Here is a 13744-nt window from a genome sequence, read left to right as displayed (position 1 = left end):
ATACCCCAACACTCCTAATTTCGACATCAGAATTCTAATCATATTTCAAACCGGCCGGGATAACTTTTAAAGCCATTTAAAAAATGAAAAAGTGTATCTCAATTTTAAGTTTAATAACTGTATTGCTTATGCAGTCTTGCGAAAGATCTGATAATGATTTTAACATAACAGAACAAAAAAATCTGAAAATCGAAGTTCAAAACTATAATGAATCTGAAAAAATTGGAAATAAAGAATCCGGAGAAAGTGATTCTGAAAATCTGGATACAGGAGATGATGATGACGATCCACCAAGAGATAAGCAGCATTGGAGGATTGAGCAGGATACCACCAGAAATAAAAACCTCTTTAACCGACAAAGTTTCTAAGTGTGGAAAACCAAAAGGTACTGATAAGCACAGGAAAAAAATGCACTGTGAGCGGTGAATGGGAAATTGAAGGGCGGATCAGTACTTCAGTTTTTGTATCAAAAGGTGAACTTATGCCGGCATATTGCGGAAAGAACGTACAATGGATTTTAGTTAGAAAAGGATAAATATTACGATTATGAAAACCGTCAGAACAAGATTTATAGAAATTGTCAGCTATTTTTTCATCCTGCTGTTTTGCTATGCGAGCATCAGTAAGATGATGGATTTTGAAAATTTTCAGATTCAGATTGCACAGTCTCCCCTATTGAGTGCATTTTCAAATGTTATCTCTTACGGAGTTCTAATCATTGAACTTGCAATATGTATTTTATTGATCTTTGAGAGAACCAGAAAAATCGGATTATACTTTTCTTTTGTTCTGATGGTTTTATTCACTGTCTATATTTACATGATCTTGAACTACAGCGAGTTTATTCCTTGCTCTTGCGGTGGAATTTTAGAAAAAATGGATTGGAAAACCCATCTGATATTTAATATTGCCACAGTTATCATAGCTGCTTTTGCAATTGTTTTATATTCAGGTTCTAAACGACAAGAGATTTTTAAATCTGTAAGTCTGCTGATTGTTTTATCGATTGTAAGTTGTTCAGCAATCATTCTGATGTACAGACAATCAGAATTTATGATCAAAAAGGAAAATAATTTTACACGAAGGTTTTTGCAGCATCCTATAACAGAAAAGAATCGTTTCAATCTTCAGATCAACTCCTATTACCTTGCGGGCATTTCAAAAGATTCAGTATATCTGGGCAACTATACTGCTCCATTTCTACTGACATCAACTGATTTGAATTTTAAAGCAATGAAAGATCACAGGATAATACCGGACAGGTACGACTTTGATTTTAAAAGAGCGCAACTGAAGGTGAATGCACCGGATTTCTATCTGTATGATGGAAGCGTACCTGTTATCTATCAGGGAATGCTGGGAAATCATCAGGCAAAGACCTTGAGCTTAGGACAGGCATATTTCAGCCAATTGGTGAATATCAGTAAAGATTCCTTTGCAATCAGCACTTATTTCAAAGATTCAGAAAAGCAGACCTTAGGATTGTTAAATCCTTTGCAGAAAAATCCTCTGAATCTGAAATCAGGAATTCTTGGAAAAACCAATGACGGAATCTTTGATACTGATGGACAACTGCATTTTGACCCAATCACTCAAACTGCTGTTTATGTACACTATTACAAAAATCAGCTCTTGATCATGGATAACCATCTTACCATCAAAGCGAAGTATAAAACCATTGATACGATAAGCATTCCGCAGATTGAAGTTTCTGAACTTTCGGACGGAAAAAAGAAGATGAGCAAACCTCCATTAAAAGTCAATAAAAAAGCATTTGCGTATGCGGGTCTGTTGTTTATCGAATCAAATCTCATCGGAAAATTTGAAGACAGGGATCGGTGGAAAAATTCTTTTATCATTGATGTTTATTCTACCGTAAAACAAGGATACATCGGAAGTTTTTATCTACCAAATCCCAAAAAGGAAAAAAAGATGCAGTTTCATATTGCAGATCAGCATCTTTATGTATTAACAGGAAATGAAATCATTAAATATCGTTTTGCGCAGAACATCACTCAGCATTTCATTGCAGGGGGAAGCCGAAAACCTGAACTAAGAGTAGGCACCAAATTTAATTTTACATCATGAAAAAAATGAGAAAAATCGCATTGCCCTTAGCAGTATTGCTTTTAGGCGCAGGAAGTGCGTACGCTACAAGCGTTGTGAAAAAAAACAGTTTAGTGGAAAACGGCTATCGTTTTGATCCTCTAGCACCTGTTGAAAAATGTATTATGACAGAAAAATCATGTCAGCCAGACGTTATTACGGAAGTATGTACCTGGTCTGATGGGGTCAACACTCATAATCTATTCCAAAATGCAGGTGGAACCTCTTGCGGGAATCCACTGTATGAAATTCCTAACTAATTAAAAAGGTGAAGGGTGCTACAACGCACCCTTCATTTGTTTATCAATCCATTCAACATCTCTTTTATCTTTTAAAAAATAATCCAGCCACTCCAGCATTCTTACAGATAAATCTTTTTGTTCTGCTCTACCGGAAAGAGAATGTCCTTCATCCTGATAAAACAATGCTATCACAGGCTTGCGGTATTTTCTCAGAGCCACAAATAATGAGCGGGTTTCCTCGCGATCTACATTACTGTCTTTTTCACCTGTCCAAAGTAATATGGGAGCTTTAACCTCTGAAGCAAAATACAACGGATTGTTATCCATATATTTTTGTTTATTTTCTACAAAGCTGCCACCCATACGCATTTGACCATATTCATACCGCCAATAGTCAGGACTTCCAAAATCGTAATTGAAAGAAAACGGAGTATGGATAACGTCAGATACCGATGCTCCCGAAATAAATGTAGCAAAGCGATCTGAGTGCGTTGCGACAAAGTTGGTCTGATATCCTCCGAAAGACTGTCCTGTCAAAGCAATTCGCCTCGCATCTACTTGTTCTATTTTTACCAATTCATCTAATACATTATGGATTGACTCCAGTGCAGACAAACCAGATCCTTTATCTCCGTATGTAATATCCGGAATGAGCACCATATAGCCTGATTCCAATAGCAACCGTACATTAAAGCCTCTTCCGTTTTTAAAGGTCGGAAGCAAAAAGGCTGACATGCCTTTCTGTTGTTTTTCGTAAATATTAAGTACGACAGGATATTTTTTACCCGAATTATAATCATGTGGCAAAAATAAAGTTGCAGTTAAAGTTTCTTGAGTTGCTCCTTTGTAATGCAGCTGAATCTTTCTTATTTTTTCCGCAGTTTTATCATGAACATTGGACGTGAATACGACATGATGTTTCTTTCCTTTTTGTTTAAATACAATGGATGGCGCTTCATTGTAATTTTCTTTAGTCCACACAAAATTTGAATGATTATCTGTAAAGATCAAATTTCGTATTTTATCTGTAGTTTCAGCTATAATTTTTTTTATTGTACGATGATCCCACTCTACGTATGATTTCAGCAAATCACCTTTTGAGAGACGAAATAAATAATTATTTTCAGGTACTGAAATAATTTCTCTAGGCAGCCCTTCCGTTATCTTTTGGTGTTGACTGTTGATAATTTCAACATGGTCACCATCTAAATTCACTTTCCTCACCAGTTTGCCGTTCAAAATATTTTGTTCCCATACCTTATTCCCTTTTACCCAGGTAATCAACTCAGTTCCTTTAAAATAGGGTGAAGCTTCACGATCTGATAATTGCTTTTTAGTTTTAAGGGTAATTGTGTTTAAAAGATTCCATCCATCGTTATCAGCCGTAAGAATCCATTTTCTATCCGGTGAAACATACAGTCTTTCATCAATCACACAAAAAAAACGATGTTCATTTGATCTTGAATTCCATACAAACAAGGAATCTCTTTTGGGCATGAAAAAATCATCTTTCTTATCTACAAATGAATGATCTTTTTTTATCTTCAAAAAATCTCCGGAATTGCCAATCGCTATTTCTGTATGAAAAATCGAATCCATCGGGATTACTTTACCTGTTTTGGGATACCACAAAAATTTTTCTTCAACCTGCATATCTTTAATATGATGAGTGAGATCTTTTTCAACGCCATACCAAAACTCTATCATTTTTTTTTCTTTCGGAATCTTTCTGATCAGCTTGATAAATAATGCATCAGGATCTGATGAATAGTCAAGATTTACATAATGATAATTTTTACTCCGCATCAAATCAAGGTTTCGCGGAATCGGCAAACCATCAACATAGTGCTTTAATGTATATTCATGCTTGTCTTTACCAAAGACTGTATATCCTCCTTCCGTAGCAGTGCCTTTCCAAACTTTCAAGACTTCTTCTGAAGTACTTGCAATCAGTTTTTTATTGCTCCCTTCAATCTTCCAAACTTTAATTTCTTGTGCTTTAGAATCGTTTTTCGTCCATAGAATCAATTCATTGTCAACCTTAAGAAATCGTACGACTTGATCAATCGACTGCAGCTGTTTTCCGTTCTTACCATAGATTTCCAGTCTGTTATTCTGATGCTCATCATAATGAATCAAAAATAAAGATTGCGGTTTCATCTGATCAATCGTCTTTATATGATTTTTTGTTTCAATAGTTTGAGTTGCCAAACTAATCAGTTCTAATCGGTCACCACTCAAAAAGGCAAATTTTTCACTGCCCATAAAAAATGAAGTCCTGATTGATTTTCTTTCAAACTTTTGAGTCTTATCATGTACATTTTGTAAAATGTACATCGGCGATTTACTTTCATATTTCATCAACCAGCTTACCCATTCTCCATCTTCTGACATTTTCAGAAAATCCGGGACTTCGGCTTTTTCTGCCAATGCTTCCAATTTTTTCAGGTCATCATGTTGTCCGTTGAATTGTAACGGCAACAACAGAAAAGTAAACACAATGAGGAGCCCTATTTTTCGAATCGTTTTCATCGTCTTATTATTTTCAGGTATGTCTTCCCTATTCTTCCAATTCTTCGAACTTCTGTTCATTATCAATATCCTGTATTTTGTGGATTAAGATTTGGATTGAGAAGCAGTTCTTTCTGCGGAAGCGGCCATTGGGCATGGTAGTTTTTCCAATTAGGTTTTACCGGAATCAACTGGTCAAGCAGTCCCCATCTTTTCAGATCAAAAAAACGGATGCCGTGTTCCACAAAAAATTCCCTGCGCTTTTCCTCTCTCAATTCTGTGGTTGCCGACGAAACGGATAATGAGGTGCTAAGAGCCGGTAATCCTGCCCGTTGGCGGGAACGGTTGATATACAAAACGGCTTCTCCTGCTTTATTTTGCTCGATCAGGCTCTCTGCCATCATGAAATTGACTTCATCCAAACGATAGATTATTGAATATTCATTAGGATTATTGACCGCAAGGTTTTTATATTTTGAAGAGCGGTAATTGATCTGCTGGTTAAAAGGAACTGCCGTTATATAATACTGTCTCCGCAAATCTCCCACAGAAAAGGTATTGATGAGATTCAAATTGAGGACAAACGATAAAGGTGCTCCCGTAAAGTTGTACAGTGATGCCTCTTTCGTAGCATCATTCGTATTTTTGGGCTTCAACTGCCAAATGATATGCGTGCCGCTTTTCTGAAATACTTTGGAAGGATCTGTTTGAAATGTATATTGTGATGATTGCAATATCGTACTGCAAAGCACTTCTGCTTCCGCCCATTTCTTCAACAGAATCTTCATTTTTGCCAATGCCATATATCCCGCAAATTTGTTGGGATAGATTCTTTCTGCATTTCTGTAAGCGGATGGTAAAAGATTGACCGCCTCAGACAAATCGGTTTCCAGTTTTATGAGGAACTGATCTTTATTCATTCTCCCCAAGTGGCTATTTATAAAATAGTTCGTAGTTTCTGTGTAAGCTATTTCTCCAAAAATCTGATAGAGATTAAAGTAAATAATGGATCGAACCAATAATGCTTCACCTTTGATTCGGTCTTTGGATGCCTGACTTAACGATTTTGAATTCGTAACGCCTTCTATGATGCTGTTGGCAGCATAAATCTGCCCGTAAGCATTCGTCCAAGCCGTCGTTACTACGGTATTAGTAGCAACCTGCTGATTGTTAGCAATATCCAAAATACCGTTTGATCCTGATGTGTACACACAGGTCAGGTCGTCTGTATACGTTCCCATCAATGCACCCATTCCATCAATACCTCCCGAAATAAGCGAGTTCGTCCAAAGTCCTGCATACAGTCCTGCCAATGCCGCTTCAGCGGTTTGCTCGTCTTCAAAAACGACTTCTGTCGGAAGCTGGTTATTGGGAAAATCAGTTTCTACGAATTTTTCACAGGAAATAACGGTAGTCAGTACGGCGGATATTATAGCTGCCACAATAGTATGTTCTATTCTTATTTTCATTTTTTCAATTTTTTAAAGATTTAATTTTTATTCAATGCTTAGAATGTGAAAATTTCACATCATCTGATTTTCAATTTTCGCAATGGAAAACATCCATTCATAAAGTCTCAAATTCTTTAAGGATAAGTCTTACATTAGCTAAAGATTTATTCTTAATTCTTATAAAAACTTTTTTTATAATATGGATTCAATTTTGAAATACTAAAAGCTTAACCCTTTTTAAAAAGTCAACTGAAAGCCCATTGAATAGGTCTTCAGTGGCGGTAAATATCCGGTCAGTACAAATTCAGGATCGACACCGAAATATTTTGTAAAGGTCAAGAGGTTTTGTCCCTGCACATAAATCATTGCTTCTCTGATTCCGAATTTCTGAACGGGAATGCTGTAATTAAGCTGTACATTTTTCAGTCTGATGAATGATGCATCACCAATCGCAGCAGTAGAATTCTGGAATAAAACGTGTGAAGCATTCTTTTGAGCATTGGCTCCCGAACTGTACGGCATATACATTCCAGAAGGATTTGAAGGAGACCAAACATCCAAGACTTCCACAGGCTGATTGTTCATTGATCCCGGCACCAGCATCTGACGGTTGTAATTCCAGTTTCTCTGCTTTACAAATTGCCAAAGAAATGATGCCGACCATTGTCCGTAACGGAAATTACTTGACCAGCCTCCGAAAAATCTCACGCCTATTCTTTCAATCACTTTATTGTCATTGGGAGAATTAATCTTTCCGTCTCCGTCAAAGTCGGTAAATTGGTATAAACCGGTGGAAGGATTTACCCCTTCAAACTGATAGACTTTGACGAGTGACATCGGATATCCTAAAACATATTGATTGGCATACGTTGATCCTTCCAGATTCGGAAACTCCAATAATTTACTCTGTGGTACAGAAAGATTGAATGACGTGTCGTATTTAAACTTGCTTTGTCTCAAAACCTGCATTGATGCCTCAAACTCCCAACCTGTATTCTGAACCTTTGCAGGAAGATTGGACTGTATCGTAGCAAATCCTGTCGTAGCAGGCAGTGGAATACCCACCAATTGATTGGATGATGTATTGTTGTAATATGCTGCTGAAAAATTAATTCTGCTTTTCAGAAATGATAATTCCAGTGCTATTTCTTTCTTTAATGTTTTCTCCCAGCTGAAATTGGGATTATAAAGTCTTGAAGGATTCAGAGCTGTGATGTTGTTGTAGATGTTGGATGAGATTGTATAGGTATTGAGATACTGATAATCTCCGATCCTGTCATTTCCGGAAGTTCCGACACTTCCTCTGATTTTCGCAAAGCTCAGCCATCGAACATTTTTCATCCAGCTTTCTTCTGAAATAAGCCATGCTGCACCTACCGCTCCAAAGTTTCCGAAACGATTGTCGGGACCAAAACGGCTTGAACCGTCCCGTCTTCCGGTAAGGTTGACAATGTATCTTTTCATGAATTGATAATTGATTCTTGCAAACGCAGCATTGTAGTAATACTGATTTCTGACCTGGTCGCTGATGACTTTTGTTTTAGCTGCTCCCAAATTCTGAATCAAGGCATTGCTCTCAAAGCCATAGCCCTGTATAGAACCCTGATTGGTTTCAGACTGCTGTAAGGTTGTTCCCAACAACATTTCGAGGCTGTGGTTTCCCCAGCTTTGATTGGCAACCAATTGCGGTTCCAGAATATAAGAGAATGTGGAAGAATTGTTTTTAAAAGATGTGGAATTGGCACTCGTCAATCCTGATGAGGGATTGTACATCGTGTGGGGCTTCAATGAAAACTCTTCAAAATTCTGATACGTTAAACCTCCGTTGAATTTTAGTGTAATGAACGGAAATAAGCGGTACGAAATCTGCGCTCCACTGTTTAAAAAATTGCTAGAATTGAGATATTCGCTTTTGAAAACACCCAGAGGATTCGTAAACGTATTGTTCTCCCAATTCAATGAACCATCCTGATTGTAGAGTGCTGGAGCATTCGGACTAAGAGTTAAACTTCTCTTTGTTAAATCATCATTCAGGACATTGTTACTTTGAAACGAAAAGGTATTGCTGAGATTGACTTCCAGTTTTTTATCAGGTGTTCTGTAACTGAAATTCCCTGTTAGATTATTAGTTTTGTATCTGAAATCTGCAGGAAATACCGTTGTCTGTTCGTTATGTCCGTAGCTGATTAAGTAGGAGGTGTTTTCAGAACCTCCGCTTAAAGAAAGCTGGACTACAGACGCATCTGCCGTATTACCAATGAGTTCTTTTTGCCAGTCGGTGTTTCGGGTCTGATCCCACACACCGTTGAAATCATACGCTGCCGCAGGAATTGTGGAGATGCCGTCATTCTGAAATGCTTCTTTTCTGATCTTAATATACTCATCAGTGTTCAGCAGCTTCAATCGGTTGGCTACCGTACTGAGAGAATAAGAGGTATTAATCTTGAAATCGGTTCTTCCTTTTCTTCCTTTTTTGGTCGTCACAATGATGACTCCGTTGGCACCTCGTGATCCGTAGATTGCCGTGGCATCGGCATCTTTCAATACCTCGAAGCTTTCTATATCATTGGGATTGATGGAATTTAGAGGATTTATGGTAGCGTATGGTAAAATTGCAGCACTGTACAACGAGGGAGTTTCTGAAAGAATTGGAACACCATCAATAATATACAATGGTTCATTTCCTTCTCTTCGGATGCTGTTCTTCCCTCTGATCTGAATATCAAATCCTCCGCCCGGAACTCCTGAATTTTGGGTAATGCTCACGCCCGACATTCTACCCTGTGCAGCGGAAAGCACATTGATAACAGGTTGGTTTTCGATGTCTTTTGAAGAGACTTTGGCAATGCTTCCTGTTCTTTCTTTGTCTTTGACTTTATAATACCCTGCGTTGAGAACGACTTCCTCTATCTCTTTTTCTTTACCTAATGAGATATTGACGTTTATCCTACTGCCTAAAGTGATTTTTCGTTCGGGATAGTCCGGATGGCGGTAAATAATTACGGGGTTCTCTCCCGATACCTGAACACGGTAAACGCCTGCTGCATTGGTCACAGCCACTTCTTCACTACCCTCCTGGAATACGGAAACTCCTTTGACTGGCTGGTTATTTTCCGAGACAGTGCCTGTAATGGTGCGCATCTGCCCTATTGCTACGCCGGAGACGAGCAAGGTGAAGCCAAAAGCCAATTGAAGATGACTTAGGCTGCAAAAGTTTTTTTTCATACTTTTGAATAGGTTTAATTCGTTAGACTTTGCTCTTTCTACGCTAGCGGTCAACTTTTGTGGAAAGGGCTTTTCTTTTTCTATGGTTACATTCTACTTTCTGTTTCTTGAATATGTTTTCAGCGTATCTACTTGATGATGCTTGGGAGGAAGCTTCAGTAAGGACATATCAAAACCTCCTTCCCAAGCACATCTTGAAATAATATGAATGAAATTGTGTCCCGTGTAAGCTGTAAAGCCGCAATGAGTTTACTCATTGTAAAGTGTCATTTCTAATAAGAAAACATTCTATTGAAATCTAAAAACAGCCGTAACCATCTGCATTATTCAGACCGTTGAATTTTTTTGTCTTCAGTATTAAATTCCCTTCGTTCTGAAAATAATTTGGAATATCAAAAGAAAGCGAGTACTTTTAATGTGCGAGATTAAATTGTAGTCTGGCTTTCCTTTTACTTTTAAAGGAATTTCGGAGTTTGTCGATAATAGCCAGGTAATACCAATCCAGCATTTTGCAAGCAAAACTGGCATAAAGCCGTATTTTTTTTCTGTTATGCTGGCGGACTACTCCGGTGGGCAAATTAGAAGAATGGTTGAAAATGTCGTCCTCATAAATATTATTTTTATATATGGAACGATGCTTTTAGATATGAGAATTATACGCAAAAATAGCATGCGGCGGTCTCACACTCTAGAATCAGGGCGACCAACCCACTTTAAACCGAAGATTAAAGTTTCCACCTAAAGTATACGTGAGAACCGCTCGCATGCCGTATACAAAAGTAAGAAACTTTTAGACATGGAGCGATTTCACGAGGTTCTCGATGGAAAATTGGTCTTTTTGATTCGAGATACATCGTTCATTTTACCTTGTTGAAGGTTAATGATTTATTCGCTAAAGCAAAAATAATAAATATTTATTTAACACCCAACATATTGGGTTATTTTTTTTAAAAATATATGGAACAAATTACTTATTTAGAAACAACACAATTCGATTTGGATTTTATTAATCACGTAAGAAACATTCGCAAAGCAAAAAAACTAAGCAAAGATCAGCTTAGCCTAAAAATGGGTTTGGCCAAAAGTTTTGTTAGTAATGTGGAGTCATTAACACAGCGACATAAATATTCTACTCGTCATATAACATTACTTTGTAAAGCCTTTGATTTTAAAAATATTTCAGATTTAATGAATTTTCCTACTCCTAAGAATGATAAAATTAAAGTTACAATTAGACAGAAGATGAATGATACAAATACAAAAGTGGTTAGTAGTGAGGTAGTAAAAATCGAAGTTATTTAAAGTTAATGAAAAATAATACGGATAACTAATGAACATATATACATACTCTGGAAATATTGAGCATCTAAAAGCTTTTGATAAGGATTATCAATTAAAAAGTATGTATACTCCTCCAATAAATAATCAAAGGCGTCCTCTAAAAAAAATATCAGAAAGAATCTGTCGCTTCTGTGGTAAAAAGTCCGATGCAACAACCTTTAAAAGCAAGCCTCACATTATTTCAAGATTATTTGGAAATAATTCTGGGGTGTCAGATTACGAATGTGATAAGTGTAACAATCATTTCTCAGGTTTCGAAAGTGATATGGCAAATTTTTTAGGTTTGAATAGAAGTGTTAATGCCTTAGGAGCACAAACTCCTCCAACATTTAAATCATACGATGGTAATATTGTAGCTAAAAAAAATAGTTTTAATGGTTTTCATGGCATTGATATAGAATCAAATAAACAAGGGGTAATTAAAAAAAATTAGATGGAGGTATTATAGAATTTAACGTTATACATAATCCTTATATACCGATTAACATTTTTAAATGTTTACTGAAAATTGCCTTGACTGTAATTCCTGATGTTGAAGTAGACAACTATAAATTCTGTTTTGATTTTCTGATGAGAAATAACAATGAGGCTTATTTTGTACAGCATGCCAAACAGATTCATAGGGGGGCATCTGGTTTTAATGTAAAATTTCCCTATGTATTAATTTTCAAAAAAAGAAATTTAGAAAGTAAATTGCCTTCTCACTGGATTAAACTTTATTACCAAGATTCGTACATTCAGTTTTACATACCTTGCCATAAAGAAGATGAAGTTTTACTTCAGGGTGAAGAATTAATTTATTCACTTTGCCCACCATTAATTTTCGCTGAAACACAGCCACAAGGAATTGCAAAGTATTATGAAAAGTTAGATCTATCTTCAAATGTTATGACTAAGGGAAAGACTTCAAAACTCAATTTAACTTTTGATGAAAATCTTTCAAGGGAAGGGAGTAACAACAATCAGGAAACACACAATTCTGATAATTTTAATTCAGATGAAATTATAAAAGTTTTTCTTACCAAAAATTCAGGTTTATTAGAAGAATAAGACCGGCTCATATTATTACTGTGTGTTACCTTGCATATTAGTAAAACACAATTCTTTTATTTTGCCAAATTTAAATATTCTGGTTGCGTTATTGTCGCGACAAACTTTTTTCATATTGAGAGGAAACCGTAATTTTCTAACAATATCTTTTGTATATTGAGGTCTAAAGTGATGGAGAATATCAATATCGAAAAACACAAGTTGATTGTTTAAAGGTTATCCTTTTAGGTAATCAGAATAGCTTGCAAAATTCTAATTTTCTACATTTTATCAACGAATATTTTAAAAACATCCAAAATCGACTTAGATATATGAAAACATTAGCAATTATAATTGGCAATAACAACTACTTTAAAGGAAATGAATTAACTAACGGAGAAAATGATGCAAATCAAATTGCTGGAATCTTTAAAGATTACAATTATGAGGTAAAATTATATCTAAATATCGATCAAAAAAACATAGTTGAAATTTTACAAGAATATAGCGACTTACTAAAAGATTTTGATGCATCTATTTTTTATTTTGCAGGTCACGGATTCGAAGTAGATGGAGAGAATTTTTTGGCGAGTATCGATTCGCAAATTCCTCCTGAAAATAAATATGTGGCAAAACAAAATTGTATTACTTTAAATGATTTATTTGACATATACAGGCAAAATCCTACTAAATTAAACATAGTGATATTAGATGCTTGCAGAAGATCATTTGGTCGCGGGACTGCACTTGGATTTAGTCCAATTATAGCTCCTAAAGGATCACTAATAGCATTTTCAACATCTCCAAATGAAGGTGCTTTAGATGTCGGATATGAGAATAATAGTATTTATACGGGCTCACTAATAAAGCACCTCTCGTCCGAAAGGATAGCTGTCGAAGATCTATTTAAATCTGTAAGAAAGACAGTTTTTGCATTGTCAGGAGGAAGACAAACAACTTGGGAACACACCTCATTAATTGGTGATTTTTACTTTTACAAACATCAAAAGCTAAATATTTTAAGCCTACCTTATAATCCGAATGTTTTGAAAGATGAAAATTATTATGAAGATTCAGAATTTTACAAAAAAATTAAAGAACTAAAGACCTACAATTGGTACAAACAAAATCCTGCAATTGATTATTTAATAACAATACCAGTAAGTCAATTAGATAAGGACCAAATGTTCATTTTAGGAAGAAATTTATTACAATGCGCTATTGGTGGGGCAAATTCCGCTATGACATTTTTTGAAAATCTTAATAGGTCACTACTAGATTTTCAAATAAACTCCGAGAATCATATTCTAAATGGAATTCTATTTGAAATGTATTACGACAGCAAAGGTGAATTCAGATTTAATAATTTTAAAGGAAATTATAGAGAAGAAATTTTTAAATTAAGAGATAATCCAGCATTCAATCAATCATTCGATTTCATAAATGGTATTTTAATTCAACAGGATTACTCTGTATTATTTTTACCAAATTCGCAGACAATAAATATTGAAATTAAATGCAGCCAAAAAACAACAAACGATGGTTTTGGAGATAGAATAGTCCAGGTGATCGAATCAATAATCTTTAACGGAAATGATATTAAAAAAGAAATATCGAAGTATTATATTGATGGGTATAATGAAAATGGATTAAAGACAGTCCTAGCCAAATATCTTAATGCGCCAGTTGAATCGATAAGAATTAATTCGAATTTTGAACTTAGATACATTAGATTTATTATATAAAAAACACATTAAAATAGTTTAAAATTATTTTATCTAAATCATTGAAGATGCTTAAAGCCGGAAAATGAAAACCCAACTACCTGCATAAAAATAG

General features: G+C 35.6%; 10 protein-coding genes. 7 read left to right on the top strand and 3 right to left on the bottom strand.

Features of this window, described 5'->3' with window-relative positions; translation table 11 throughout:
• The first annotated feature begins 83 nt into the window (after positions 1-83).
• From BW951_RS17695 to BW951_RS17685, 3 genes are all read left to right on the top strand, one after another.
• The gene (locus BW951_RS17695) at positions 84-368 is read left to right on the top strand and encodes a hypothetical protein (RefSeq protein WP_123855294.1); all 285 of its coding nucleotides are present in this window, start codon (positions 84-86) and stop codon (positions 366-368) included.
• A gap of 178 nt (positions 369-546) precedes the next feature.
• Positions 547-2088 carry a MauE/DoxX family redox-associated membrane protein gene (locus BW951_RS17690; protein WP_034741403.1) on the top strand — a complete coding sequence of 514 codons (1542 nt, stop codon included), beginning with the start codon at positions 547-549 and terminating at the stop codon, positions 2086-2088.
• Between the two features lie 5 nt (positions 2089-2093).
• A complete protein-coding gene (locus tag BW951_RS17685) occupies positions 2094-2366 on the top strand; it encodes a hypothetical protein (protein ID WP_139326203.1) in 273 nt (90 codons plus the stop codon).
• Positions 2367-2384: 18 nt separating this feature from the next.
• Here the strand turns inward: BW951_RS17685 and BW951_RS17680 are convergent, their stop codons facing one another.
• From BW951_RS17680 to BW951_RS17670, 3 genes are all read right to left on the bottom strand, one after another.
• On the bottom strand, positions 2385-4880 hold the full coding sequence (locus BW951_RS17680; RefSeq protein WP_164462451.1) for an alpha/beta hydrolase family protein: 2496 nt from the start codon (positions 4878-4880) through the stop codon (positions 2385-2387).
• A gap of 62 nt (positions 4881-4942) precedes the next feature.
• The gene (locus BW951_RS17675) at positions 4943-6328 is read right to left on the bottom strand and encodes a RagB/SusD family nutrient uptake outer membrane protein (protein WP_034741412.1); all 1386 of its coding nucleotides are present in this window, start codon (positions 6326-6328) and stop codon (positions 4943-4945) included.
• Positions 6329-6547: 219 nt separating this feature from the next.
• Positions 6548-9535, bottom strand: a complete 2988-nt coding sequence (locus BW951_RS17670; RefSeq protein ID WP_034741415.1) for a SusC/RagA family TonB-linked outer membrane protein — start codon at positions 9533-9535, stop codon at positions 6548-6550.
• A 957-nt stretch (positions 9536-10492) separates the two neighbouring features.
• On the opposite strand from BW951_RS17670, the gene BW951_RS17665 reads away from it, so the two are divergent.
• The 4 genes from BW951_RS17665 to BW951_RS17650 all read left to right on the top strand — a co-directional run bounded on the left by BW951_RS17665 (position 10493) and on the right by BW951_RS17650 (position 13650).
• The gene (locus BW951_RS17665; protein ID WP_034741419.1) at positions 10493-10837 is read left to right on the top strand and encodes a helix-turn-helix domain-containing protein; all 345 of its coding nucleotides are present in this window, start codon (positions 10493-10495) and stop codon (positions 10835-10837) included.
• A 28-nt stretch (positions 10838-10865) separates the two neighbouring features.
• A complete protein-coding gene (locus tag BW951_RS17660) occupies positions 10866-11309 on the top strand; it encodes an HNH endonuclease (RefSeq protein WP_034741422.1) in 444 nt (147 codons plus the stop codon).
• Positions 11310-11389: 80 nt separating this feature from the next.
• Positions 11390-11926, top strand: coding sequence for a hypothetical protein (locus BW951_RS17655; protein WP_034741425.1), 537 nt, complete (start codon positions 11390-11392; stop codon positions 11924-11926).
• Between the two features lie 311 nt (positions 11927-12237).
• Positions 12238-13650, top strand: a complete 1413-nt coding sequence (locus BW951_RS17650) for a caspase family protein (protein WP_034741428.1) — start codon at positions 12238-12240, stop codon at positions 13648-13650.
• The last annotated feature ends 94 nt before the right edge of the window (positions 13651-13744 follow it).

The organism is Chryseobacterium gambrini, from assembly GCF_900156825.1.
Taxonomy (GTDB): domain Bacteria; phylum Bacteroidota; class Bacteroidia; order Flavobacteriales; family Weeksellaceae; genus Chryseobacterium; species Chryseobacterium gambrini.
The sequence above is the reverse complement of the archived record's forward strand: the minus strand, read 5'-3'. Positions and strand labels throughout refer to the sequence as shown.